Origin of the sequence: Paracoccus broussonetiae, assembly GCF_031854425.1 — a bacterium.
GTDB lineage: Bacteria > Pseudomonadota > Alphaproteobacteria > Rhodobacterales > Rhodobacteraceae > Paracoccus > Paracoccus broussonetiae.
Genome location: NZ_JAVRQI010000007.1, coordinates 209,388 through 233,479 on the forward strand (window position 1 = coordinate 209,388; position 24,092 = coordinate 233,479).

Annotated in this window: 22 protein-coding genes; 9 read left to right on the forward strand and 13 right to left on the reverse strand. The window is 66.9% G+C overall.

Annotated elements, in window-relative coordinates:
- The first annotated feature begins 222 nt into the window (after positions 1-222).
- Positions 223-618 carry a MerR family transcriptional regulator gene (locus RM190_RS10955; protein ID WP_311759476.1) on the forward strand — a complete coding sequence of 132 codons (396 nt, stop codon included), beginning with the start codon at positions 223-225 and terminating at the stop codon, positions 616-618.
- Here the strand turns inward: RM190_RS10955 and RM190_RS10960 are convergent.
- Genes RM190_RS10960 through RM190_RS10970 form a run of 3 tightly spaced genes read right to left on the reverse strand, consistent with a single transcriptional unit; the run spans position 615 to position 5,109 of the window.
- Complete coding sequence (locus RM190_RS10960; protein WP_311759477.1) at positions 615-1,478, reverse strand: DMT family transporter; 864 nt, start codon at positions 1,476-1,478, stop codon at positions 615-617. The genes RM190_RS10955 and RM190_RS10960 overlap by 4 nt on opposite strands.
- On the reverse strand, positions 1,478-3,805 hold the full coding sequence (locus RM190_RS10965) for a PIG-L family deacetylase (protein ID WP_311759478.1): 2,328 nt from the start codon (positions 3,803-3,805) through the stop codon (positions 1,478-1,480). Before RM190_RS10965 ends, RM190_RS10960 begins: the two co-directional genes overlap by 1 nt.
- 56 nt (positions 3,806-3,861) lie before the next feature.
- Complete coding sequence (locus RM190_RS10970; protein ID WP_311759479.1) at positions 3,862-5,109, reverse strand: ROK family protein; 1,248 nt, start codon at positions 5,107-5,109, stop codon at positions 3,862-3,864.
- A gap of 221 nt (positions 5,110-5,330) precedes the next feature.
- Between RM190_RS10970 and RM190_RS10975 the strand changes: the two genes are divergently transcribed.
- Genes RM190_RS10975 through RM190_RS11000 form a run of 6 tightly spaced genes read left to right on the forward strand, consistent with a single transcriptional unit; the run spans position 5,331 to position 11,899 of the window.
- A complete protein-coding gene (locus RM190_RS10975) occupies positions 5,331-6,590 on the forward strand; it encodes an extracellular solute-binding protein (RefSeq protein WP_311759480.1) in 1,260 nt (419 codons plus the stop codon).
- A gap of 60 nt (positions 6,591-6,650) precedes the next feature.
- Positions 6,651-7,583 (forward strand): carbohydrate ABC transporter permease, encoded by a 933-nt coding sequence (locus RM190_RS10980; RefSeq protein ID WP_311759481.1) that lies wholly within the window; start codon positions 6,651-6,653, stop codon positions 7,581-7,583.
- Complete coding sequence (locus tag RM190_RS10985) at positions 7,583-8,425, forward strand: carbohydrate ABC transporter permease (RefSeq protein ID WP_311759482.1); 843 nt, start codon at positions 7,583-7,585, stop codon at positions 8,423-8,425. The genes RM190_RS10980 and RM190_RS10985 overlap by 1 nt, the downstream gene beginning before the upstream one ends.
- A gap of 2 nt (positions 8,426-8,427) precedes the next feature.
- Positions 8,428-9,942 (forward strand): argininosuccinate lyase, encoded by a 1,515-nt coding sequence (argH, locus tag RM190_RS10990; RefSeq protein WP_311759483.1) that lies wholly within the window; start codon positions 8,428-8,430, stop codon positions 9,940-9,942.
- Positions 9,942-10,979 (forward strand): ABC transporter ATP-binding protein, encoded by a 1,038-nt coding sequence (locus RM190_RS10995; protein ID WP_311759484.1) that lies wholly within the window; start codon positions 9,942-9,944, stop codon positions 10,977-10,979. Before argH ends, RM190_RS10995 begins: the two co-directional genes overlap by 1 nt.
- On the forward strand, positions 10,979-11,899 hold the full coding sequence (locus tag RM190_RS11000) for an ROK family protein (RefSeq protein ID WP_311759485.1): 921 nt from the start codon (positions 10,979-10,981) through the stop codon (positions 11,897-11,899). Before RM190_RS10995 ends, RM190_RS11000 begins: the two co-directional genes overlap by 1 nt.
- 18 nt (positions 11,900-11,917) lie before the next feature.
- Here the strand turns inward: RM190_RS11000 and RM190_RS11005 are convergent, their stop codons facing one another.
- From RM190_RS11005 to RM190_RS11030, 6 genes are read right to left on the reverse strand one after another with little or no spacing between them, the layout of a single operon-like run.
- The gene (locus RM190_RS11005) at positions 11,918-13,516 is read right to left on the reverse strand and encodes a GMC family oxidoreductase (protein ID WP_311759486.1); all 1,599 of its coding nucleotides are present in this window, start codon (positions 13,514-13,516) and stop codon (positions 11,918-11,920) included.
- A gap of 24 nt (positions 13,517-13,540) precedes the next feature.
- Entirely contained in the window at positions 13,541-14,539 is a 999-nt protein-coding gene (locus tag RM190_RS11010) for a branched-chain amino acid ABC transporter permease (RefSeq protein ID WP_311759487.1), read from the reverse strand.
- A gap of 1 nt (position 14,540) precedes the next feature.
- On the reverse strand, positions 14,541-15,428 hold the full coding sequence (locus RM190_RS11015) for a branched-chain amino acid ABC transporter permease (protein WP_311759488.1): 888 nt from the start codon (positions 15,426-15,428) through the stop codon (positions 14,541-14,543).
- A gap of 1 nt (position 15,429) precedes the next feature.
- Positions 15,430-16,134: an ABC transporter ATP-binding protein gene (locus RM190_RS11020; protein WP_311759489.1), complete on the reverse strand. Its 705-nt coding sequence runs from the start codon at positions 16,132-16,134 to the stop codon at positions 15,430-15,432.
- The gene (locus RM190_RS11025) at positions 16,131-16,910 is read right to left on the reverse strand and encodes an ABC transporter ATP-binding protein (RefSeq protein ID WP_311759490.1); all 780 of its coding nucleotides are present in this window, start codon (positions 16,908-16,910) and stop codon (positions 16,131-16,133) included. Before RM190_RS11025 ends, RM190_RS11020 begins: the two co-directional genes overlap by 4 nt.
- A 1-nt stretch (position 16,911) precedes the next feature.
- The gene (locus tag RM190_RS11030) at positions 16,912-18,111 is read right to left on the reverse strand and encodes an ABC transporter substrate-binding protein (RefSeq protein ID WP_311759491.1); all 1,200 of its coding nucleotides are present in this window, start codon (positions 18,109-18,111) and stop codon (positions 16,912-16,914) included.
- Positions 18,112-18,284: 173 nt separating this feature from the next.
- Here RM190_RS11030 and RM190_RS11035 point away from each other — a divergent pair, with 173 nt between their 5' ends.
- Both RM190_RS11035 and RM190_RS11040 read left to right on the forward strand, forming a co-directional pair.
- A complete protein-coding gene (locus tag RM190_RS11035; protein WP_311759492.1) occupies positions 18,285-19,187 on the forward strand; it encodes a LysR family transcriptional regulator in 903 nt (300 codons plus the stop codon).
- 87 nt (positions 19,188-19,274) lie between these two features.
- Positions 19,275-20,405, forward strand: a complete 1,131-nt coding sequence (locus RM190_RS11040) for a zinc-dependent alcohol dehydrogenase family protein (RefSeq protein WP_311759493.1) — start codon at positions 19,275-19,277, stop codon at positions 20,403-20,405.
- A 19-nt stretch (positions 20,406-20,424) separates the two neighbouring features.
- Here RM190_RS11040 and RM190_RS11045 read toward each other — a convergent pair whose 3' ends face one another.
- Genes RM190_RS11045 through gsiC form a run of 4 tightly spaced genes read right to left on the reverse strand, consistent with a single transcriptional unit; the run spans position 20,425 to position 24,012 of the window.
- Positions 20,425-21,363: an isoaspartyl peptidase/L-asparaginase family protein gene (locus RM190_RS11045; RefSeq protein ID WP_311759494.1), complete on the reverse strand. Its 939-nt coding sequence runs from the start codon at positions 21,361-21,363 to the stop codon at positions 20,425-20,427.
- Between the two features lie 18 nt (positions 21,364-21,381).
- Positions 21,382-22,200: a M55 family metallopeptidase gene (locus RM190_RS11050; protein WP_311759495.1), complete on the reverse strand. Its 819-nt coding sequence runs from the start codon at positions 22,198-22,200 to the stop codon at positions 21,382-21,384.
- Between the two features lie 10 nt (positions 22,201-22,210).
- Positions 22,211-23,095 (reverse strand): ABC transporter permease subunit, encoded by an 885-nt coding sequence (locus RM190_RS11055; protein ID WP_311759496.1) that lies wholly within the window; start codon positions 23,093-23,095, stop codon positions 22,211-22,213.
- Positions 23,092-24,012, reverse strand: a complete 921-nt coding sequence (gsiC, locus tag RM190_RS11060) for a glutathione ABC transporter permease GsiC (RefSeq protein ID WP_311759497.1) — start codon at positions 24,010-24,012, stop codon at positions 23,092-23,094. Before gsiC ends, RM190_RS11055 begins: the two co-directional genes overlap by 4 nt.
- Positions 24,013-24,092: the final 80 nt, after the last annotated feature.

Here is a 24,092-nt window from a genome sequence, read left to right on the forward strand (position 1 = left end):
CTCCTGGTTTATCTAGAGTAGGGGCATTGCAGTCAGCCGCCCAGCCGAGACCAAGGACATCGACCGAGGCTCTTGCGGTTCATTCGCCAGACGGTGCGACACTCGCCAACGACGACGGCTGGGACGGCCTTGGTCCGCCAGAAATCCGATACTCTGCCGATCCATTGCTTCTGCTCATCGTTCGACATAAGCTTCAACCACGGTTTAAGGTCTGGGGGAGCGATGAAGATCGGCGAGATCGCCAATGCGGCCGGGGTGACGACGTCACGCATCCGGTTCTATGAAAAGCGAGGGATCATCGCACCGGCGCTGCGCGGGCCGAATGGCTATCGCGATTATCCGGCCGAGTTGGTGGCGCTGTTGCGTTTCATCGAACAGGCGCAGGGCTTGGGCTTTACCCTCAGCGAGATAGCGAGCGTCGAAATCCGCAACGACCCGCAACCTATCTCCGGTGAGCAGGCGATCCATATGCTCATGGCAAAGCGCGATGCTGTCGATGCCCTGATCGAAGAGGCCACGCAGCGCAGGCACATGATCGATGCCTTGATTGAAGACTTGCGCACAAGTGGGGGCGACCGGGCCGACGGGGCAGGGGGCGCGCGCGGACCCCGGACCTAGCCCTTGCGGGTCAGCATCCGGATCACGACGAGCAGGATCAGCGTGCCCAGTGGAAAACCGATGCCGGGCCGGTCGCCAAAGGCAAGCCAACCGGCAAAGGCTGCCAGCAGAATGGACAGATAGGATAGCGGGGCCAGCAAGCTTGCCTCGTGGCTGCGATAGGCACGCAGGAAGCAGTACTGGCCCGCCTGCGCAAGTATCCCGATGGCAAGCAGCGTGGGCCAATCCGCCGACGCGACCGGCCGCCAGACGATGATGGCGGGAATTGCCGTCAGCACGGCCAGGCCGACCGTATAGAACAGCATCATGACCGCGGGGCTTTCCGTCGCCAACGCCCGTGTCTGCACGACGGCGGTCGCTCCGAACAGGGTCGCGCCCAGTGCGGCGACAAGGCCGGTCAGGGAGATCGCGCTGCCACCCTGGGGCATCGGATAGGCGATCAGGCAGGCCGCGAGAAGGGCGCAAAGACCCGCAACCCAGCGGCGCCGGACCACGTGTTCGTGCAGCAGCACACTGGCCAGCGCCATCGTCACCAGCGGCCGCGAAAAACCGATGGCGTTCACCATCGCAATCGGCAACTGCGCCAATGCCACGAAGTTCAACGTCAACGCCAGCGCGTTGCAGGCGACGCGCAGCGCATTGCGACCGGGCTGGCGCATCGCCGCGATCTCGTGCCGCCTGAGCCACAGCAACGGCGCGATTGCCACCAGCCCGATCAGCGCGCGCAGGAACACCAGCTGGATCGCCGGATAGGTTACGCCCTGGATCTTCACCAGCACCTGCATGGTGGTAACCAGCGTCATGTCGGTCATCAGCCAGGCGACGCCTGCCGCGACCGAGGAAGGGCCGGCGCGGGACATCAGGCCGGTTGCAGCAGGTTCGCCAGCAGGCGGAACGCACCGGGGACCAACTGGTCAAGCTGATGGTGCAGCGTCAGCGCGCAATGGCTGTGTCGCCCACGTCCGACCCGTGCCGAAAGCAGGGCGCCCAGCAGCGGCGGCTCGCCCGGATCGGAACAGGACAGCAAGGGCACATAGGCGGGGTCCCAGTCCGACGCGAAATACAGCCCACGTTCTTTGTGCCAGCCCAGGAAGTCCTCGGGGCCGATCCGGTTCGGCCCGGTCAGCAGCGGGTGGTCCGGGGCCAGGACCGTGACCGGGGCGTCGGGATTGGTGACGCGCCACCGGACCGAGGGGCGGCCGACGGTCAGCGGCAGCGGCGGTGTCCGGTCGGGTTGCCAACCCTGATCCGGGCGCTGGTAGAAGGTGACAAGATGCCCGCCCGCCCGGACGAAGCGATGCAGGGCTGGCAGCACCGGGGGCAGGTCGGGGCGCGCACCGAAGGCGACCACCCCGACCAGCACGGTGGCATAGGCCGAAAAATCCTCGGCCGGATCGATCGCATCCAGCGCGGTGACATCCAGTCCCATGCGCCGCAGCCACGGCCCCGCGTCATCCGTCCCGCGGATATAGGCGACGCGGGCATCCGGCAGCAACAGATCAAGGCGCAGCAGCCGCAGCAGGGCAGGGCGGGCAAGCGCGAAGGAGCCGACATGGGGATAACTGCCGTGGGTTTCGGTCAGCACAGGCCGCTGTTGCAGCCGAAGCGGGATTTCAACCTTGCCTGCGGGCAGATCCGCTGGCGGGGTCAGGGTCAGGCGATCCTCGTGTAGGACCGATTTCCAGCCGGGGGGCAAGTCAAGGTCAAGGGGGGCCTCGGGGTTGGTCAGGCGAAGCTCCAATGCGTCGGACGAGGTCATCAGCGCAAGATCGGGGCGGATTGCAGGACCGGCAGCCGGGCGCAGCGCCAGCGGCTGGTCAAGGTCCAGATCAAGCGTCACCTGCACCCCCTCGATCCGGGTTCCGATGCGCAGATGCCCCGGCCCGTTGCCGCCAAGGGCATCCCAATGGGGGTGAAATTGCGGGGTGTCGGGGGCATCCGGCGCGACCACGATCGGGATGGCGAGCACGCCCGGCGCGGGCAGCGTGACCTCTTGCGCGTTGGCCCCAAGCGGCAGGGCTGGACGGATGTCGAGCGATAGGGCAGGGCCCCGCGCGGTGAGGTGGATCTCTCCGCCGCTGCCCGGTGCAAGACGCCGCGCGCTTGTGGTGGCGAACAGGCGCAACCCGGTAGCCTCGGCAAGCGCATGGCCGATTTCGCGTCGCTTGCGGTGCAGGCGGTGCCCATGCGCCGCCATGAACCCGTCGGACGCGCCGGCCAGCGCCGCATCGACGCACATGCCCGCCCGCGCAAGCGCCTTGCAGCAGGCGGAGGGATGGGGAAAGGCCGCCAGCGCATCCTCGATCGCTTGGGCCGCATCGGTCAGGGACGGTGCGGCCGGACCGGCAAGCGAAGCCAGCTCGGCCAGATTGCGGGGCAGCCCCTCGGCCATGACCGTCTCAAGGGTGCCGCCGCGAAGATGCAGGGACCAGCTTTGGCGGGGAACGTCCCGCCATTCGCCCATCCCCTGCGAGGCATGGCGGCGGCGGGACCATTCCCCGATCTCGTCATACTCGGCCCCGGTGGCGGGATCGGTTCCCGTCGCGGTGATCCGCAGGGTTTCGGGCGGCGGCGGCTCGGTGTCGTCATAGGTGCCACCCGCCCCGGACCAGGCGGGCAGATAGAAGCGCGCGACCTGCCAGGGATCCGGGCCCTGCGCGGCCAGCGCCAGCGCGGCCTCTGCCGCGCGGGTCATGGCGCGGTGGTGGCCGTGCTGGCCGGGCACGTCCAGAAAGGTCGGGATCACCACGTCCGGCCGCCAGCGGCGATAGGCGTCGGCCAGCCGCGCGGTGATACGCGCCTCTCCCCAGCGGGCAAAGGTCTGGTCGCCATCCTTTGAAAACCCGAAGTCATGGACAGGGTCGTCGGGCCCATGCCCAAGCCACGCGATGTCGCTGTCCAGAACCCGCGCCGCCTCTTCCAGTTCGCGGCTGCGCAGCAGGCCCAGCAGGCCGCCGCGTTCGGGGCCAAGGATGTTCTGGCCGCCTTCCCCCCGCGTCGAGCAGGCGATGACAAGGCGCATGCCCTGGCCAAAGCGCAGCCAGGCCAGCAGGCAGCTTTGTTCGTCATCGGGATGCGCGCCGGTATTCATCACCGTCAGCACCGAGGTCAGCCGGGTCAATGCGCGGTGCAGGCGCAGCAGGGCAGGGGCGGCCTCGCTGCGGGCCAGGCGGTCTTGTGGGGTCATGACAGGCTCCTCCTTCCTGTGCTGATCCGATACGGGCTTGGGCGGGCACGGGACCGCTAGGCGCTTTCGGACGGGGGGATTTCGGGGGCATCGCCCGCGGGTTCGGCCAGATCCAGCCGGGGCATGATGGCGTCGTAAAGGGGCAGGGCGGCCGCGCCAAGCGCCGCTGTCAGCCGCCCGGTCTGTCCCCGCAGAACCCGCGGCTGGCGGCGGGCGGCACGGCTGGCGATCGAGGTGCCGATGGCAAGGCGGTCAAGGATCGCGTCGATCACCGGGTCAGGCAGGTTGCCACCCAGGATGACGGTTTCCGGATCGAAGATGTTTTCAAGGACCGCGATCACCAGCGACAGGTGGCGGGCCGCGTCCGTGATCCAGCCGTCCAGCACGGGGTCGGCCCCGGCATGCAGCGCCTCGACACTGGCCAGATCGGCGGCGCGGCCGGTCGCGGCCAGGCATTCCTGCAGCGCATGGGGCGAGGCGTAGCGCTCAAGGCAGCCGGACTGGCCGCAGATACAGGGCCTGCCATCGGGGACGACGATGAAATGGCCGATCTCTCCGGCATTGCCGTTCGCGCCGCGCAGGGGCTGCCCGCCGGTGATGACCCCCAGCCCGACACCGGTGCCGAAATAGACCAGGCAGAAATCCGGAAGCGAGCGACCGGCCCCGAACAGGCTTTCGCCCACGGCCGCGGCATTGGCGTCGTTTTCGACGATGACCGGCACGCCGATCGCCTCGGACAAGGCCTGCGCCGCCGCCGGGGCCGACCAGCCGGGCAGGTTGTAGGGACCGACGCCCGACAGCCCCTCGATCCCGAAGGGGCCGGGCATCACCAGCCCCACGCCCAGCAGTGGCAGTGCCAGATCCCGGCGCAGGTCCGCCACGCGTTCGGCCATCATCGGGACCAGCGCCTCAAGCGGCAGATCCCCGATCCGGGTGCGGCTTTCGTGACGACGCACCCCGCCCAGATCAAGGACCGTCACCGTCAGATGCGTCACCGACAGCTCCATCCCGATGGTCATCGCACCCTCGGGGTTGATCGCGTATTGCAGCGGCGGCTGGCCGCGCCCGGACCGGCGGCGGCCAAGGTCCAGAAGCAGCCCCTCGGCCAGCAGCTCATCGATGATATTGGCGACGGCCTGGGTCGACAGCTGCGTCATCTCGGCCAGTTCCTTGCGGCCAAGCGCGCCCATGCTGCGCAAAAGGTTCAGCACCACGCGGCGATTGTGGCTGCGGCTGCGCCCCGGATTGTTGCCACGCGCGGTGCGGGGTCGGTCGGCGCCGGGGGTTTCCGATCTTGCTGTCACGACGGCCTCCCTGAAGATCCGACCCCTTGTCGTGACCGGGATGGACGGGCCAAGCATCGCGCCCGGAATGAATAACGCAAGTAAATTATTTTATTGACAGGTGGGCGCGCGGTGGCAAGCATGAACCCCGACAGGGGAGGAGTGCGCCCACCCGGGCCGTCCCTGGACTTCACAACAGCAAGCGCCCGCCAGCGAAGCGGGGCGCATAGGAGGGTATTGCCGTGACGACGCGCCTGCTTCTTGCCGCGCTGACTGCCGGGACCGCCCTGGCGGGCGCGACGCTCGCCTCGACCTCGACCGCAGAGGCGGTCGAGATCGAATATTGGCAATACATCTTCGACAGCCGCGTTCAGGCGATGGACCAGCTGATCGCCGCCTTCCAGCAGGCGAATCCGGACATCACCGTGAAGCAGGTGACCTTCCCCTATGCCGATTACCAGACCCGCGTGACCGCGGCGACCATGGCCCGCAAGGGACCGGACGTCATGCAGCTTTACTATGGCTGGGCCGACAAGTTCATCGACGGCAAGGTCGTCCAGCCGCTGCCCGAGGACATGTTCCCCGCCGCCACCATCGATGCCGAGTTCTTCCCCTTCGTCCAGGTGATGAAGCGCGACGGCGTCTATTACGGCATTCCGACCGCCGTCCGGTCGCTGGGACTGTTCTACAACAAGAAGCTGTTCGCCGATGCCGGCATCGACGCGCCCCCCGCGACGCTGGATGAGCTGGTCGCCGACGGCAAGAAGCTGGCCCAGAAGGACAGCGGCGGCAATTTCACCACCGTCGGCATCACCATGGACATGGGCGGACAGGACCATCACTGGTGGCGCGAGGTGCTGCTGCGCCAGTTCGGGGCCGCGCCCTATGACGACAACACGACCAAGGTGACCTATGACAGCGAGGGCGGCGCGGCCGCGCTGGACTGGTATGCCGGTCTGCACTCGAAAGAGCAGATCTCGACCCCCGGCTTCATGGACGAAGGGCAGGCAGCCTTCCGTGCGGGCCGGGCGGCGATGACCGTGGACGGCACCTTCCGGCTGGGCGCCTTCAACAAGATCACCGATTTCGAATGGGGCGTGACCGAGCTTCCGGCCGGGCCGGACGGGACGAAATCCAACTTCGCCAGCTTCTTCGCCAATGCGATCGGCGCCGGTGCCGAGGGTGAAGAGCTGGAGGCGTCGAAGAAGTTCCTGGCCTATATCTCGTCGCCCGAAGCGATGGAGATCTGGATGAAGACGGTTGGCGAACTGCCGGCCCGGCGCGACGTCGCCCTGACCGAGGCGAATCTGGCCGATCCCGTCTATGGCCCGTTCATCCGGGGCCTCGACTATGCCAAGACCACTATCTTCAAGGATGAGATGGCGCAGCGCCAGGTCGCGATGGACATGGTGAACCGGATGGAGCTTCAGGGCCAGTCGGCGGCGGATTCGCTGGCCGAGGCAGCCAAGGCCGAACAGGAAATCCTTGATCGCGCGAACTGAGGCGGTGACGCGCAGGCGGGCGCTGGCCCCTTGCGCGGCCCGGACCCGAAGCGAGGCAGAATGAGCTTTTCGGACCCTTCCCCCGCCGGGGCGCATCCGCCCCGGCCCCGCGCCAGGCTGTCGATGCGGATGCGCCGCGCGCTGTGGGTCTGGGGCTTTCTGGCGCTGCCAGTGCTGTTTTACAGCGTGATCCGGTTCTATCCGACCGGCTATGCCTTCTGGCTGTCCTTGACGGACTGGGACCTGATGAGCCCGCCGGCCTTCATCGGGCTGGAGAATTACCAGCGGTTGCTGGACGACCCGCAGTTCTGGAAGGTCTTTCGCAATACCTTCGCCTATCTGGTCATCGGCACGCCGATCAGCCTGGTCCTGTCCTTTGCCGTGGCCTATTTCCTGGACCGGGTGCGGACCGGGCACGGGCTGATCCGGGCGCTGTATTTCCTGCCTTTCATCACCACCGCCTCGGCGATGGCCTGGGTCTGGCGCTGGTTCTATCAGCCCGCGCCCACCGGGATCATCAATTCCCTGCTGGGCCGGATCGGCCTGCCGCAGCTGGACTTCCTGAATTCGACCACCTGGGCGCTTCCCTCGATCATGGTCACGGCGATCTGGGCGGGACTGGGGTTCCAGATCATCATCTTTCTGGCCGGCTTGCGGTCGATCCCCACGACCTTTCACGAGGCGGCGCGGATCGACGGGCTGGGCGAGGGCGCGATCCTGTGGCGGATCACCTTGCCGTTGCTGAAGCCCACGACGGTGTTCCTTGTGGTCTTTTCCTCGATCGGGTTCCTGCGGATCTTCGATCAGGTCTACAACATGACCACGAACGATCCCGGCGGCCCGCTGGGATCGACCAAGCCGCTGGTGCTGATGATCTATCAGACGGCCTTTTCATCCTATGACATGGGCTATGCGGCGGCGCAGACGGTGGTGCTGTTCACGATCCTGCTGATCGTGTCCCTGCTGCAGCTCTGGATCCTGAGGAAACGCTGATGGATGCGCCGAAACCCCTTGCCATGTCGCGCATCCGTCCGGGGGCGGTGCTGGCCTGGACGGTGCTGTTCATCGGCGGCGTGCTGATGGTGACGCCGCTTCTGTTCATGTTCTCGACCTCGCTGAAGACCTCGGGGCAGATTTACGACCTGCGACTGATCCCGGCGCATCCGACGCTGGCGAATTATGTGCAGGTGCTGTCCGATGGCCGCTTTCTGCGCTGGTTCCTGAATTCTGCGCTGGTCGCGATCTGCGTCACCGCCTCGAACGTGTTCTTCGACAGCCTTGTCGGCTATACGCTGGCCAAGTTCCGCTTCCGGGGCCGCAACCTGGTCTTCATCGCGATCCTGTCGACGCTGATGATCCCGACCGAGATGCTGGTGATCCCCTGGTATGTGATGTCCGCCAATCTCGGCTGGCTCGACAGCTATTGGGGCATCATGTTTCCGGGGATGATGACCGCCTTCGGCACCTTCCTGATGAAGCAGTTCTTCGAGACGCTGCCCGATGATTTCCTTGAGGCGGCGCGGATCGACGGGCTGAACGAATTCACCATCTGGTGGAAGATCGCGATGCCGCTGGTGACGCCCGCGATCTCGGCGCTGGCCATCTTTACCTTTCTGGGGAACTGGACGGCGTTCTTCTGGCCGCTGATCGTGACCACCAGCAAAGAGCTTTACACCCTGCCCATCGGCCTGACGAGCTTTGCGGTCGAGCAGGAAATCCAGTGGGAGATGATCATGACCGGCGCGGCGCTGGCGACGATTCCCACGCTGATCGTGTTCCTCGTCCTGCAGCGCTATATCGTGCGCGGCGTGATGCTGGCGGGGCTGAAAGGATGACCATGACCCTTCCCGATCCGCGGCGCGACGACGTCTCACGTTTTCCCGACCCGACCTATGTGGAAACCGTGCTGAAGCCGCTTTTCGACGCGGCCAAGGGCGATCACGTCGATCACTTCCGCCGCGTCGATAGGGCGCATCTGGTGATGCTGGCGGAAACCGGCATCCTGCCCGGTCCGGTGGCCGGTCGCATCGCCCGCGCGCTGGCCGGGATCGAGGCCGAACTGGACCCGGCATCGCTGGTCTATGACGGCTCGGTCGAGGATTTCTTCTTCGCCATCGAGCGTGAGCTGAAGGCCCGGATCGGCGCGGACGATGGCGGGCGGCTGCACACCGCGCGGTCGCGCAACGACATCGACCACACGCTGTTCAAGATGGCGCTCAAGGAACGGCTGGACACATTGCTGGCCCAGGCCCGCACCCTGCTGGCCGCTCTGATCGACACGGCCGAACGCGAAAGCGCCACGCTGATCGTCGCCTATACACACGGCCAGCCCGCGCAACCCACCACCTTTGGCCATTACCTTGGCGCCGCGATCGAAGTGCTGATCCGCGATATCGAACGGCTTGAGGCGGCGCGGGCGGTCGCGGACCTGTCGTCGATGGGGGCGGCCGCGATCACCACCTCGGGCTTTCCGATCGACCGGGCGCGGGTGGCGGAACTGCTGGGTTTTGCGGCCGCGCAGCGCAACAGCTATTCCTGCATCGCGGCGGTTGATTACACCACCGGCGCCTATTCGGCCGTGGCACTGCTGTTCCTGCATCTGGGGCGGCTGATCCAGGATTTTCAGGTCTGGTCGTCCTTCGAGGTCGGACAGATCCATGTCCCGAATGCCTTCGTGCAGATTTCCTCGATCATGCCGCAGAAGCGCAACCCGGTCCCGATCGAGCATATGCGCCATCTGGCCAGCCAGACCGTGGGCCGGGCGCAGATGATGCTGACGATCATGCACAACACCCCCTTCACCGACATGAACGACAGCGAAGGGGAAAGCCAGGGCGCGGGCTATGGCGCCTTTGACAGCGGCGGGCGGGTGCTGCGATTGCTGGCGGCGTTTGTCCCGGCGCTGCGCATCGACGGACGCCGGGTCCGCGAGAATGCGGCGCGGTCCTGCATCACCATCACCGAACTGGCCGACAGCCTTGTGCGGCGCGAGGGTCTTTCCTTTCGCCAGGCGCATGAGATCGCGGCCGCCACCGCCCGTGCCGTGGTCGGTGCCGACAGCGATCTGGTCAGCGGCGGCTACGCCCCGTTCCGCGCCGCCTTTGCCGAGGCCGCCGGGCGCGAGACCACGCTTGGCCCGGCTGAATTCGCGGAAGTCGTCTCGCCCGAATATTTCGTCGCCGTCCGCTCCCGCTTTGGCGGTCCCGCGCCAGATCCGATGGCGGATGCGCTGCGGTCGTATTCGGCGACTCTGGCGGGCTTTTCCGACCGCGCGGCAGCAATCATGACGCGCGAGACGGCGGCGGCGGCCGAACTGGCCCGCGCCTTCGATGCCTTGCAGGAGATCCGCTGATGGCCACGATCGAGCTGCGCAACCTGGTCAAGTCCTATGGCAAGGTCGACGTGATCCACGGCATCGACCTGCAGGTCGCGGATGGGGAATTCGTGGTTTTCGTCGGCCCCTCTGGTTGCGGGAAATCCACCACCCTGCGGATGATCGCCGGGCTGGAAGAGGTCTCGGGCGGGCAGATCCTGATCGGCGGCGACGTGGTGAACGAACTCGACCCGAAAAGCCGCAATATCGCGATGGTGTTCCAGAACTACGCGATCTATCCGCACCTGACCGTGCGCCAGAACATCGCCTTTGGGCTTTACACCTCGCGGCTGGACAAGGCCGCCAAGGCCGCGCGCGTGGAAGAGGCCGGGCGCGCGCTGGAACTGACGCATCTGCTGGACCGCCGCCCCTCGGCGCTGTCGGGCGGGCAGCGGCAGCGGGTGGCCATCGGCCGCGCCATGGTCCGCTCGCCCGTGGCCTTCCTGTTCGACGAACCGCTGTCGAACCTTGATGCGCAATTGCGCAGCCAGATGCGGATCGAGATCAAGGCCCTGCACCAGCGGTTGGGCACCACCATCGCCTATGTCACCCATGACCAGGTCGAGGCGATGACCATGGCCGACCGCATCGTGGTGATGAAGGATGGCCATATCCTGCAGCAGGGCGCGCCGATGCAGATCTATGACAGTCCCGTCGATGTCTTTACCGCGCGCTTCATCGGCACGCCCTCGATGAACATCCTGCCCGTGACCGAGGCGGGCGGCGTGCTGACCCCGGCGGGGCAGGGGGCCGCGCTGCTGGCCGGGATCAGGCCCCATGCCCTTCGGATCGGGGCCGACGGACAGGCAGCCGTCCAGCTCAGCGGTGCGGTTACTGCGGTCGAGCCATTGGGTCCGGAAACCCTGGTGCATTTCAGGGCCGCCGACCGCGCCCTGATCGCCACGGCGCCCGCCCATATGGTGCCCCAGATCGGCAGCACCGTCACCGCGACCGCTGCGCCCGGCGCGGTCCACCTGTTCGACGCGGCCAGCGAACGGGCGGTGGGACGGCGCTGATGGTTCTCAAACCCGATCCGGCCCCCGGCGGAACCACCCCGCCGGATGCGATGCCTGCCGACGGGACGTTGGTCCTTGGCTGCGATGTCGGGGGGACCAAGGTCCATTCGATTCTGGCCACTGCGACGGGCCGCGTGCTGGCCGAATTCAGCGAACCGACCGCATCCCATGATGCCGAGGCGCTGCTTGCCCAGATCGCGCGGCACCGCGACCGGCTGGCCTTGGGGCAGGCGCGGATTGCCGCTGCGGGGATCGGCCTGCCGGGGGCGGTGCATCCGCAAAGCGGGGTGCTGACCGACGCGCCGCATCTGCCGGACCTGGGCGACCGCGACCTGCGGCAATGCATGGCCGCGCGTCTGGGCCTGCCGGTGCGGATCGGCAATGACGTCAGCCTTGCCGCCCTTGGCGAGGCCTGGCTGGGCGAGGGGCGCGGCGCGCGCAGCCTTGCGTTCCTTGCGCTTGGCACCGGCGTCGGACTGGGTCTGATCGAGGACGGCCGCATCCTGCGCGGCGCGCGCGGCGCGGCCGGAGAGATTGGCGACCTGCCCATTCCCGGCCCCGGCGGCGCCGCGCGGCTTGAGGATCTGGTCTCCAGCCGCGCGCTGCTGGCGGATTACCGCACCCGTGGCGGTCAGACGGTGGGCACCTTGCGCGATGTCTTTGCCGCCGCCCGGACCGACCCTGTCCTGCCCGGCCTGCTGGACGCGCTGGCCGGGCGGCTGGCGCTGGCGCTGCGCGCGGTCATCGCCCTGACCGATCCCGAACGCATCGTGATCGGGGGCGGGCTGGGCGGCCGACCCGAGGTGTTCAGCCGCCTTGCCGCCGCGCTTGGGCCGGGGCCGGTGCTTCTGCCGACGGCGCTTGGCCCCCGCGCCGGGGCGCTTGGCGCCGCCCGGCTGGCGCTTGGCGGCGGGTGCTGACCGGCCCGCCGTGACCCCTTAACGCCGCGCGTCCTCAAGGATCATGCGGGCGGCTTTTTCGGCGATCATCATGGTCGGAGCATTGGTATTGCCGCTGGTGATCCGCGGCATGACCGAGGCATCCGCGATCCGCAGCCGACCCAACGCGCGCATCCGCAGGCGGGGATCGACGACCGAGCCATCGTCCGCGCCCATGCGGCAGGTGCCGACCGGGTGGAAGATCGTCGTGCCGATGGCGCCGGCGGCCTTGACCAGATCTTCCTCGGACTGAAAGGCGATGCCGGGAAGATGCTCTTGCGGGGTGAAGCGGTCGAAGGCCGGTTGCGCGGTGATCCTGCGGGTCAGGCGGATCGCGCGCATCGCGACATCCTGATCGCCCGGTGTCGACAGGTAATTCGGCCGGATCGCCGGATGGGCGCGGAAATCCGGCCCCGTCACATGGACCGAGCCGCGGCTTTCCGGGCGCAGGTTGCAGACGCTGGCCGTCATTGCCGGAAAGCTGTGAACCGGGTCACCGAACTTGTCCAGGCTGACCGGCTGGACGTGATATTCCAGATCCGCCGTCGCCTTGTCGGCCCCGGATTTCGTGAAGATCCCGACCTGGCTTGGCGCCATCGACATCGGGCCCGAGCGTTTCAGCAGATACTCCAGCCCGATCGCCGCCTTGCCCATCAGGTGCGAGGCCTTTTCGTTCAGCGTCGGCACGCCCTGCACCTTGTAGACCATCCGAAGTTGCAGGTGATCCTGCAGGTTCTCGCCCAAAGCGGGGACCTCGACCAGCGGGTCGATGCCCGCGGCCTGCAAGGCATCGCCCCGACCGATACCGGAATGTTCAAGCACCTGGACCGAGCCGATGGACCCGGCGGCAAGCACGGTTTCGTTCAGCGCGCGCGCCTCGACCCGCTGGCCCTGATGGTGAAAGACCACGCCCCGGACCTCGCCGGTTTCGATGACCAGCCGCTCGACTTCGGCCCCGGTCAGGATGCGCAGGTTCGGGCGGTTCCGCGCCGGGCGCAGGAAGGCCTTCGTCGCGCTCCACCGCCAGCCATTGCGCTGGGTGACGTCGAAATAGCCGCTGCCCTCATTGTCGCCGCGGTTGAAATCGGCGGTGCGGGGAATGCCCGCCTGTTCCGCCGCTTCGATGAAGGCGTCAAGCACCGCCCAGCGGACCCGCGCGGTTTCGACCCGCAACTCGCCCTGTGCGCCGTGCATGTCGTCGCCGCCGCGGTAATGGTCCTCTTGCGCCTTGAACATGGGCAGCACGTCGTCCCAGCCCCAGCCGGTGCAGCCCATCTGCCGCCATTGGTCATAATCCGCCGCTTGCCCGCGCATATAGATCATGCCGTTGATCGACGAACAGCCGCCCAGCACCCGGCCGCGCGGGTAAAGCAGGCTGCGCCCGTTCAGCCCGGCCTCGGCCTGGGTGCGGAAGCCCCAGTCGGTGCGCGGATTGCCGATGCAGTAAAGATAACCGACCGGGATGTGGATCCAGTGGTAATTGTCGCGCCCCCCCGCCTCAAGCAGCAGGACGCGGTTTCTGGGATCGGCGCTCAGGCGGTTGGCCAGCACGCAGCCTGCGCTGCCCGCGCCGATCACGATATAGTCGTAGCTTTCCATCGGTTACCCCATGTCCGCCGCTGGTCAGGAACCAGAGCGGAACCCCAGCCTGCGCCCCATTTTCGAGGCGAAGAATTCGCCGATCAGCCCACGGCGGAACAGCAGGACGCAGACCATGAAGACGACGCCCGTGATGATCGTCACCGGGAAATCCGAGGTGGCGAGGAAGTTCTGCAGACTGACGACCAGCCCGGCGCCAAAGACCGGCCCCGCCAACGTGCCGATCCCGCCCAGCAGCGTCATCAGGATCACCTCTCCCGACATCTGCCAGGCGACATCGGTCAGCGTGGCGAACTGGAAGATCAGCGCCTTGAGGCCCCCGGCCAGTCCCGCCAGCGCAGCCGACATGACAAAGGCGGCCAGCTTGTAGCGCGCCACGGAGTAGCCTAGCGAGATGGCCCGCTGTTCATTCTCGCGGATGGATTTCAGGATCATCCCGAAGGGCGAGTTGACGAAGCGCCAGATGATGACCAGCCCGATGACAAAGACGGCAAGCACGAAGTAATACATGTTCATCACCTCGTTCAGGTCGATCAGCCCGAACAGGTGGCCGCGCGGCACGGACTGGATCCCGTCCTCGCCATGCGTGAAGCGGGCCTGCAGGCAGAAGAAGAAGAACATCTGCGACAGGGCCAGCGTGATCATGGCGAAATAGATGCCCTGCCGGCGGATGGCGATCGCGCCCATCACCAGCCCCAGCCCGGCCGCGCCGACGACGCCCAGAGCCAGCCCAGCTTCGGGCGACCAGCCCCAGACCTTGACGGCATGGGCGGTGAAATAGGCGGCCCCGCCGAAAAAGGCGGCATGGCCGAAGCTGAGCAGCCCCGTATAGCCCAGAAGCAGGTTGAAGGCCGAGGCAAACAGCGCGAAGGCCAGCAGCTTCATCAGGAAGATGGGATACAGGAATTGCGGCGCCAGCAGCGCGGCCACCGCCGCCACGGCCAGCAGCAGCAGCTGGATCTGGCCCGCCCGGGGATGGACCGCGATCTGCGGCGTCGCGATGGGTTCGGATTTCCCGGCCATGTCAGGCCTCCTTTCCGAATAGGCCCGCGGGCCGCAGGATCAGGACGATCGCCATGATGACGAAGATGACGATATTGGACGCCTCGGGGTAGAAGACCTTGGTCAGCCCCTCGACCACGCCCAGAAGATAGCCGGTGACGATGGCCCCAAGGATCGATCCCATGCCGCCCACGACGACAACGGCGAAGACGATGATGATGAGGTTCGACCCCATCAGCGGGCTGACCTGATAGACCGGCGCGGCCAGAACGCCCGCGAAGGCTGCAAGCCCCGCCCCCAGCGCATAGGTCAGCGTCAGCAGCAGAGGCACGTTCACCCCGAAGGCCTGGACCAGCACCGGGTTTTCGGTCGCCGCGCGCAGATAGGCGCCAAGCTTGGTCTTCTCGATCAGCAGCCAGACCGCGATGCAGACCGCGGCCGAGGCCACGACCACCCAGCCGCGATAGATCGGCAGGAACATGAAGCCCAGGTTCACCGCCCCCGAAAGCTGCGCGGGCGGGGCATATGGCTTGCCAGACGCGCCGTAGAAATAGCGGAAGGTGCCCTCGATCGCCAGCGCAAGGCCAAAGGTGAACAGCAGCCCGTAAAGCGGGTCCAGATTGTAAAGCCGCGACAGCATCGTGCGTTCGACCAGCGCGGCCAGCAGCCCGACGATCAGCGGGGCCAGGATCAGCGCCAGCCAATAGTTGACGCCCCCCACCGTCAGCAGCAGCAGCGCCGCGAATGCGCCCAGCATGTATTGCGCGCCATGGGCAAAGTTGATGACGCGCAGCAGGCCGAATATGACCGCCAGCCCCAGGGACAGCAGCGCATAGAACGAGCCGTTGATCAGCCCGACCAGAAGCTGGCCCATCAGGGCCTGCAGGGGCACGCCGAAGATCATGGTCATGTCACACCCCCAGTTCGCGGTGCAGCAGGTCCATCTGCTGCGGCAGGTCCTGGACCGGGAATTCCGCAATCATGCGCCCGTGGTCCATCAGATAGAAGCGGTCGGCCACCTTGGCGGCAAAGCGGAAGTTCTGCTCGACCAGCACGACGGTCATGCCGCGCTGCTTCAGCTTGACCAGCACCTCGCCGATGGCCTGGATGATGACGGGGGCCAGCCCCTCGGTCGGTTCGTCCAGAAGCAGGCAGCGCGCGCCGGTGCGCAGGATGCGGGCCAGCGCCAGCATCTGCTGTTCGCCCCCCGAAAGCTTGGTGCCGGGACTGGCCCGGCGTTCCCGAAGGTTTGGGAAAAGCTGATAGATCTCGTCCACCGACATGCCGCCTTCGGCGACCTTGGGCGGCAGCATCAGGTTTTCCTCGACCGAGAGGCTGGCGAAGATGCCGCGCTCTTCGGGGATGAAGCCCAGTCCGACGCGGGCGGTCCGGTGCAGGGGCACGGACATCATGTCCTGCCCGGAAAATTCGATCCGGCCGCTGCGCTTGCGCAGGATGCCCATGATGGTGCGCAGCGTCGTGGTCTTGCCCATGCCGTTGCGGCCAAGGATGCAGATCATCTCGCCTTCGCGGACATGCAGATCGACGCCATGCAGCACGTGGCTTTCGCCATACCAGGCCTGCAGGCCGGAAACGTTCAGAAGCGGCGCGGTCATGCGTCGGTCCCCATATAGGCGGTGCGCACGCGCGGATCGGCCGAGACGGTGGCGTAATCGCCCCGCGCGATGATCTCGCCACGTTGCAGGACGGTGACGTGGTCGCAGATATCCGCGACGACATTCAGGTTGTGTTCGACCATCAGCACGGCGCGCTCGGCGGCGACGTCGCGGATGATGCGGGCGACCATCTGCACGTCCTCTTGTCCCATGCCGGCCATCGGCTCGTCCAGCAGCAGGACCTGGGGGTCAAGCGCCAGCGTCGTCGCGATTTCCAGCACGCGCTTCCTGCCATAGGACAGGTCGGCGGCGCGGTGGTCGCGCCAGGCGGCAAGGCCAAGCCGGCCGATCAGTTCATCCGCGCGCGCGTCCAGCCGGTCCAGCGCGGACAGGGGCAGCCAGAATTGGGTGGCCAGCCCGCTGGGGCGTTGCAGCGCGACCTTGACGTTCTCGCGCACGGTCAGGTTAGGGAACACGGCCGAGATCTGGAAGGACCGCACCAGCCCCATGCGCGCCACCTTGTCGGGTGGCGTGCGGGTGATGTCGGTCCCCCTCAGTGTGATCTGGCCGCGCGTCGGTTGCAGGAACTTGGTCAGCAGGTTGAAGACGGTGGTCTTGCCCGCCCCGTTCGGGCCGATCAGCGCATGGATGCGGGCATGATGCACATCCAGATCGACATTGTTGACGGCGCTGAAGCCCCCGAAATCCTTGCCAAGGCCGCGGGCGGAAAGCACCACCTGCGGCTGGTCCTGCATCGCGGCAGAATGCGCGGTCATCTTACTTGACCAGCGGGCAGCCGCTTTTGGCCGGATCGAGATAGGCCTGATCGCCGGGAATGGTGGCCAGCACCTTGTAGTAATCCCAGTCCTCGGTCACTTCGGAGGGCTTCTTCACCTCCATCAGGTAGACGTCCGAGATCATCCGGCCATTGGCCGCGACCTTGCCGTTCTGGGCAAAGACGTCGTTCACCGGCAGTTCATGCAGCTTGGCCGAGACCGCGTCGGCATCGTCCGAGCCCGCCGCCTGAATGGCCTTCAGGTATTGCGTCACGGCGGAATAGGTGCCGGCATGGATCATGTTCGGCATGACGCCGGTGCGTTCCTTGAAGCGCTTGCCGAATTCGGCCGTTTCCGGGGTGCGGTTCCAGTAGAAGCTTTCGGTCAGGTTCAGGCCCTGCGCGGCCTCAAGCCCCAGCCCGTGGACCTCGGCCAGCGTGAACAGCAGCGCCGCCAGCTTCTGCCCGCCCTGGGTGATGCCGAATTCGGCGGCCTGCTTGATGGCGTTCTGCGTGTCCATGCCGGCATTGGCCAGGCCGATGACCTTGGCACCCGAGGCCTGGGCCTGCAGCAGGAAGGACGAAAAGTCGGTCGTCGCCAGCGGATGACGGACCGAACCCACGACCGAGCCGCCCTGCGACTTCACGAAATTGCCGGTGTTTTCCTCAAGCGAATAGCCGAAGGCATAGTCGGCGGTCAGGAAAAACCAGCTGTCGCCGCCTTCCTTGACCAGCGCGCCGCCGGTGCCGACGGCCAGCGCATGGGTGTCATAGGCCCAGTGGAAGCCATAGGGCGAACATTGCGCGCCGGTCAGTTCGGTCGTGGCGGCGCCGGTGTTGATGGTGATCTTCTTCTTGTCCTTGGACAGCGCCTGCACGGCCAGCCCGACCGAGGACGAGGTCAGCTCCATGATGCTGTCCACCTGCTCGGTGTCATACCATTGCCGGGCGATGTTCGAGGCGATGTCGGCCTTGTTCTGGTGGTCGGCGGTGACGACCTCGACCGGGGCGTCCAGAACCTTGCCGCCGAAATCCTCGACCGCCATCTTCGCGGCCTCATAGGAATACTTGCCGCCGAAATCGGCATAGACCCCGGACTGGTCGTTCAGGATGCCGATCTTGACCTTGCCGTCCGAAATTTCGGCCAAGGCGGGCGTGGCGACAAGACCCACCGCAGCGGTGGTCAGCAGAATGTTACGCATGTTTCCTCCCAAGGTCGCCCCTTGCTCTGGCGGGGTGACCGCCGGACGGGACATTTTATGACAAGAGGCACTCTCCCCAGCGCCTCCCTTGGAAAACGATGCCGGGAAAGCCGCTTTGACACAAGCGTTCAGGAAGGTTAAATTTCTTACAGAACCTGTCCATTTATGAACACATGTCGACTCTAAGCTGGGATGACCTGCAATTCTTTCTGGCGGTGATGCGCGAACGGCAGCTGTCGCGGGCGGCGCGGGTGCTGGGCACGTCGCATGTCACCGTCTCGCGCCGGATCGACCGGCTGGAGCAGGCGCTGAACACCCGCCTGTTCGAGCGCAACCCCCGCGGCTATGAACCGACCCCGGCAAGCCAGCGCCTGCTGGAAACCGCCGAACGGATGGAGGAGGCAGCGCGGCAGCTGCCGCTGAAGCAGGGCGCGGCGCCGGGACAGGCGCGGTCGCTGCGGCTGGCCATGCCCGAGGGGTTCGCCAGCCTGTTCTCGACCCACCTGCTGCCGGAGTTCATCGCCCGCTTTCCGCTGCTTTCGCCCGAAATCATCACCATGCCGCAGGTGCTGTCGCTGTCCCGGCGCGAGGCCGATATCTGGATCACGCTGGACCCGGTGATGCACGGCCCCTATCGCTCGCAGCGGCTGGCGGATTACACGCTGCATCTTTACGCGACGCCCGGCTATCTTCAGGGGGCCGCGGCGATCCACGTCCCGCAGGACCTGCTTTCGCATCGCATCATCGGCTATATTGAGGAGATGATCTTCGCCCCCGGACTTGATTATCTGGGCGAGGTGCATCCCTCGCTGCGGGCAAGCGTGAAAAGCTCCAGCGTGTTCAGCCAGCTGGCCGCGATCCGCAACGGGCTGGGCGTGGGCGTGCTGCCGCATTTTCTGGCGGCCAAGTATCCGGGCCTGCAGATCGTCCTGCCCCGACAGGTGCGGCTGACGCGGACCTATTGGCTGACCTGCCACCGCGACGTGCGGACCATGCGATGGGCGGGCGCGGTGATCGACTTTCTGGGCGAAAAGCTGGCCGCGCGGGACGGGGAACTGGTCCGCCCCGATCCCTGAGGCCAGATTTCAAGGCCCGGTTCCAAGGCCGGTGGCGCGGCGCAAATTCCTTGCCTATCCTTTCGCCAGACCTTGGGAGAAAGCCTGATGAAGATCACCGCCGCCATCCTTGAAGAGATCGGCCGACCCGGACCCTATGCCACGACGCGGCCCCTGACGGTGGGCGAGCTGGACCTTCAGCCCCCGCGCAAGGGCGAGGTGCTGGTACGTGTCGCCGCGGCGGGCCTGTGCCATTCGGACCTGTCCGTCATCAACGGCGACCGGGCGCGGCCGGTGCCGATGGTTCTGGGCCACGAAGGCGCGGGCATCGTCGAGGCGGTGGGCGAGGACGTGACCGACCTGCGCAGCGGCGACCGCGTCGTCTTCGTCTTCGTCCCGTCTTGCGGGCATTGTGGCCCCTGCCAGTCGGGCCGTCCCGCCCTGTGCGAACCGGGTGCGGCCTCGAACGGGCGGGGCGAGATGCTGGCAGGCGGCACACGCCTGTCGCGGGACGGCCAGCCCGTCCATCACATGACCGGCGTCGCCAGCTTTGCGACCCATGCCGTGATCTCGCGTCGCAGCCTTGTCAGGATCGATTCCGACGTGCCGCTGCACATCGCCGCGCTGATGGGATGCGCGGTGCTGACCGGGGCGGGTGCGGTCTTCAACATGGGCGCGGTCCAGCCGGGAAGCCGGGCCGCGGTGGTGGGCCTTGGCGGGGTCGGGCTGGCCGCGATCCTTGGCGCGGTCACGGCAGGGGCGGAAACCATCGTCGCGGTCGATGTCCTGCCCGCCAAGCTGGAGATGGCGCGAAGCCTTGGCGCGACCCATTGCTTTCAGGCATCTGATCCCGACCTGACCGCCAAGGTGCGCGAGGCGACTGGCGGCGGGGTCGAGACGGCGCTGGAATTCGCAGGCTCGGCCCGCGCGCTGGAGACGGCCTTTGCCCTGACGCGGCGCGGCGGCACCACGATCTCGGCGGGGCTGGCCAATCCGGCGGCGGTGCTGAACATCTCTCCGCTGACGCTGGTGGCCGAGGAACGCGCCCTGCGCGGCAGCTATCTTGGCTCGGGCGTGCCGTCGCGCGACATTCCCCGTTTCCTCGGGCTGTTCGAACGCGGCAGGCTGCCCGTCGAAAAGCTGATGACCCACCGCATCCGGCTGGAGGACATCAACGAGGGGTTCGACCGCCTTCACCGTGGCGAAGCCATCCGGCAGGTGATCGACTTCCCGCATTAGCGCCCCAGGCCGGGGCGTGTCAGTCCTGGCCGAAGATCCCGGTATGGATCACGCCGTCGCGTCCGCACCAGGCGCGATACATGCCGGGGCTGTTGAACGGCAGCGAGACATTGCCCTTGCGGTCCACGGCGACAAGCCCGCCCGATCCGCCGCGCGCACCCAGTTCGGTGACGACGTCGCCCGCCGCCTTCGGCAGATCCTGCCCGGCCCAACGCATCCGGGCGTCGATTTCGTGGCCGACGGCCCAGCGGATGAAGTATTCGCCATGCCCGGTGGCCGAGATCGCGGCGGTCTCGTCATCGGCCCAGGTGCCGGCGCCGATCACCGGGCTGTCGCCGACGCGGCCCGGCAGTTTCGCGGTCATCCCCCCGGTCGAGGTCGCGGCGGCCAGATGCCCGCGCGCGTCGCAGGCGACCGCGCCCACGGTGCCGTGCTTGCGCGCCGGGTCGCCGTCATCGGGGATGTTCTGGCGACGGCGTTCCAGCTCGGCCTCAAGCGCGGCGCGGCGGGCGGGGGTGCCGAACCAGTCGTCGGGCATCATTTCCAGACCGGAACGCGCGCAGAAATCTGCGGCCCCGGCGCCGGACAGGAAGACATGCTCGGTCGTCTCCATGACGGCGCGGGCGGCAAGGATCGGGTGACGCGGCCCGCAGATGCCCGCGATCGCCCCGCAGGCGCGGGTCGCGCCGTCCATCACGGCGGCGTCCATCTCGTGCCGGGCGGCCGAGGTGAAGACGGCACCGCGACCGGCGTTGAACAGGGGGTCGGCCTCAAGCGCCATCACCGCGGCGGTGACGGCATCCAGCGCCGCGCCGTCCTGACGCAGAACGTCCAGCCCGGCCTGCAGGCAGGCGCGCAGCGCGGCGTGATACTCGGCCTCTTTCTGCGGCGTCATGTTCGAGGGCAGGATGGTCCCGGCGCCGCCATGCAGCGCGATTACGGGGGTGAAGTCGGTCATGGGTAGCCTGTCTTTCAATTAACGCAGCGCAAAGCTCATGGCGGAAAGCGCCGTCATCCAGCCGATCACCTCGGCCATGCTGGCGCAGTCAAAGGCGACCGTCAGCGGATCGACGCGGATCGCGGGGGGCAGCACGTCCATCTGGTCGGCCAGCGCCGGGCGGGCCATCACGAATTCGGCGCGGAAGGGGCCGGGGCGGGGGCGCGCCACCATCTGGTCCGCGCGGCTGGCCGCCTGGCTGGCGCGCAGCCGCAGCAGGTCATGGGCGCGCGAGACGGAAATCTGGCGCGCCGCCCGTTGCCCGAAGGCGGTCTTGACCACCGCGAATTCGGCATCGGGGAACAGGGGGCGGTTTTCGGCCTCGGTCCGGTCGTCCCCGGTGATCAGCCCGACCGGAATGCCCAGCTCGGCCGCGTAAAGGCCATAGATCGCGGGCTCGCCACAGGGGGTGCCGTTCACCCGCACCTCGGCAAAGGCGAAGCCGTTGGTGGTGTGGGACAGCACGCCCGCGCCGCCCGCCCGCGCGTGATGGCCGGTCATGCAGAACAGATCGAACCCGGCATCCAGCCCGCAGGCCATGTTCATCGGCTTGGGCTTGCCCAGGATCAGGTCCGCCGCGGGATGCAGCTGGTCGGGCAGGATATTGGTCATCTGGCCGTGGGAATCGTTGACCACGATCTCGGTCGCGCCGCCCTCGATCAGGCCTTCGATCACGGCATTGACCTCGCGCGTCATCAGCAGGCGGGCCTTTTCGTATTCGCCGTTTCCGGCCTGGCATTGCAGGGGCGCGACGACACCCGCCACGCCCTCGATATCGGCCGAGATATAGACGCGCATTCCCGCCCCCTCAGTTCGAGCGCAGCTTGGGGTCAAGCGCGTCGCGCAAGCCGTCGCCCAGCAGGTTGAAGCCCAGCACCGTCAGGAAGATTGCCAGACCCGGAAACAGCGTCAAGTGGTCGGCCACGCCCATATAGCTGCGCCCGTCCGCCAGCATCGCGCCCCATTCGGGCGATGGCGGCTGCGCACCCAGCCCGATGAAGGACAGCGCCGCGGCCGTCAGGATCGACGTTCCGATCCGCATCGAGAAATAGACGATCACGTTCGGCAGCGTGCCGGGCAGGATGTGGCGCAGCATGATGACCGTGTCGCTGACCCCCACCGCGCGCGCCGCGTCGACATAGACCGTGCGCTTCAGCTGCAGGGTCGTGCCCCGCGCCAGCCGCGCAAAGACCGGGATCGAGAAAACCGCGACGGCATAGATGACATTGGTGATCCCCGGCCCCAGGATCGCGATGACCGCGATGGCCAGCAGGATCCCCGGAAAGGCCAGCAGCAGGTCGCAAAGCCGCATCACCGCGCTGTCGGCCCAGCCGCCGCGATAACCCGCGACGATGCCCAGGCTGACGCCGACGATCGCGCCCAGCGTCACCGACAGGAAGCCGACCATCAGCGAGATCCGCGACCCCCAGACGATGCGGCTGAAGATGTCGCGCCCATAGGCGTCGGTGCCCGCCAGATGCAGCAGGCTGGGACCGGCCAGCACGTTTTCGTAATCTGGCGCGGCCGGGTCATAGGGCGCGACCAGCGGCGCCAGGATCGCGACGACGACCAGCAGGGCGATGAAGGCCAGCGCCACCAGCGCCACCTTTTGGCGCATGAAGCGGCGGCAGAATTCGGCAAAGGGCTTGCGCGTCCGGTTGGCCGTTCCCGCGGGCATGTTGAGGGCGCTCATTGGTAACGGATCTCCGGGTTGGCGAAGATGTAAAGGACATCGACAAGCAGATTGATCAGGATGAACTGCAACGAGAACATCAGCACCAGCGCCTGGATCACCGGATAGTCGCGATAGGTCACGGAATCGACCAGCAGGCGACCGACGCCCGGCCATGCGAAGACGCTTTCCACGACGATCGAGCCGCCCAGAAGAAAGCCGAATTGCAGGCCGACCATGGTGATGATCGGGATCAGCGCATTGCGCAGCGCATGGCGCCAGATCACCTTGCGTTCGGGCACGCCCTTGGCGCGGGCGGTGCGGACGTAATCCTCGCGCGAGATCTCGATGAAGGCCGAGCGGGTGAACCGCGCCATGACCGCGGCCACGGCCAGCCCCAGCGTAAAGGACGGCATGACGAAATGCTGCCATGTCCCGTATCCGCCGGTCGGCAGCCAGCCCAGATGGACCGAGAACAGGTTGATGAGCAGGAGCCCCAGCCAGAAGGGCGGGAACGAGATTCCCGAGACGGCAAGCACCATGCCGCCGTAATCCTGCCAGCGTCCGCGCTTGACCGCCGAGATGACGCCGATCAGCAGCCCGATGGCGACGGCCCAGACCATCGCGAACAGCGTCAGCCAGACCGTGGGCATCAGGCGCAGGCCGATCTCTTCGACGACGGGGCGGCGCGTCTTCAGCGACATGCCCAGATCGCCATGCAGAAGATTGGTGAGATACTGCAAGAATTGCTGCGGCAGCGGCTTGTCCAGCCCCAGCGCGGCACTGACCGCGGCGATGTCGTCGGGCGTCGCATCCGGCCCGGCGACAAGGCGCGCCGGATCGCCCGGCAGCATGTGGACGAACGCGAAGACGGCCAGGGTCACCATCAGGATGACCGGGATCGTCCCAAGCAATCGTTTGAGCAAATAGGATGGCATGTGAAGTTTCTGTCCCGCTTCGGTTCGGCCCGGTCGTGCCCCGGTTTTGCCCCGGCCGTGATCCGGCCGGAGCGGTTGAT

Bases quoted from the DNA above. Each gene is read 5' to 3' on its own strand.
- RM190_RS10985 (WP_311759482.1), top strand. From the start codon at position 7,583: ATGGATGCGCCGAAACCCCTTGCCATGTCGCGCATCCGTCCGGGGGCG.
- RM190_RS11000 (WP_311759485.1), top strand. From the start codon at position 10,979: ATGGTTCTCAAACCCGATCCGGCCCCCGGCGGAACCACCCCGCCGGAT.
- RM190_RS11020 (WP_311759489.1), bottom strand. From the start codon at position 16,134: ATGACCGCGCCGCTTCTGAACGTTTCCGGCCTGCAGGCCTGGTATGGC.
- argH (WP_311759483.1), top strand. From the start codon at position 8,428: ATGACCCTTCCCGATCCGCGGCGCGACGACGTCTCACGTTTTCCCGAC.
- RM190_RS11035 (WP_311759492.1), top strand. From the start codon at position 18,285: ATGTCGACTCTAAGCTGGGATGACCTGCAATTCTTTCTGGCGGTGATG.
- RM190_RS11015 (WP_311759488.1), bottom strand. From the start codon at position 15,428: ATGACCATGATCTTCGGCGTGCCCCTGCAGGCCCTGATGGGCCAGCTT.
- RM190_RS11055 (WP_311759496.1), bottom strand. From the start codon at position 23,095: ATGAGCGCCCTCAACATGCCCGCGGGAACGGCCAACCGGACGCGCAAG.
- RM190_RS11050 (WP_311759495.1), bottom strand. From the start codon at position 22,200: ATGCGCGTCTATATCTCGGCCGATATCGAGGGCGTGGCGGGTGTCGTC.
- RM190_RS11040 (WP_311759493.1), top strand. From the start codon at position 19,275: ATGAAGATCACCGCCGCCATCCTTGAAGAGATCGGCCGACCCGGACCC.
- RM190_RS10965 (WP_311759478.1), bottom strand. From the start codon at position 3,805: ATGACCCCACAAGACCGCCTGGCCCGCAGCGAGGCCGCCCCTGCCCTG.
- RM190_RS11010 (WP_311759487.1), bottom strand. From the start codon at position 14,539: ATGGCCGGGAAATCCGAACCCATCGCGACGCCGCAGATCGCGGTCCAT.
- RM190_RS11045 (WP_311759494.1), bottom strand. From the start codon at position 21,363: ATGACCGACTTCACCCCCGTAATCGCGCTGCATGGCGGCGCCGGGACC.
- RM190_RS10960 (WP_311759477.1), bottom strand. From the start codon at position 1,478: ATGTCCCGCGCCGGCCCTTCCTCGGTCGCGGCAGGCGTCGCCTGGCTG.
- gsiC (WP_311759497.1), bottom strand. From the start codon at position 24,012: ATGCCATCCTATTTGCTCAAACGATTGCTTGGGACGATCCCGGTCATC.
- RM190_RS10995 (WP_311759484.1), top strand. From the start codon at position 9,942: ATGGCCACGATCGAGCTGCGCAACCTGGTCAAGTCCTATGGCAAGGTC.
- RM190_RS11025 (WP_311759490.1), bottom strand. From the start codon at position 16,910: ATGACCGCGCATTCTGCCGCGATGCAGGACCAGCCGCAGGTGGTGCTT.
- RM190_RS10980 (WP_311759481.1), top strand. From the start codon at position 6,651: ATGAGCTTTTCGGACCCTTCCCCCGCCGGGGCGCATCCGCCCCGGCCC.
- RM190_RS11030 (WP_311759491.1), bottom strand. From the start codon at position 18,111: ATGCGTAACATTCTGCTGACCACCGCTGCGGTGGGTCTTGTCGCCACG.
- RM190_RS11005 (WP_311759486.1), bottom strand. From the start codon at position 13,516: ATGGAAAGCTACGACTATATCGTGATCGGCGCGGGCAGCGCAGGCTGC.
- RM190_RS10955 (WP_311759476.1), top strand. From the start codon at position 223: ATGAAGATCGGCGAGATCGCCAATGCGGCCGGGGTGACGACGTCACGC.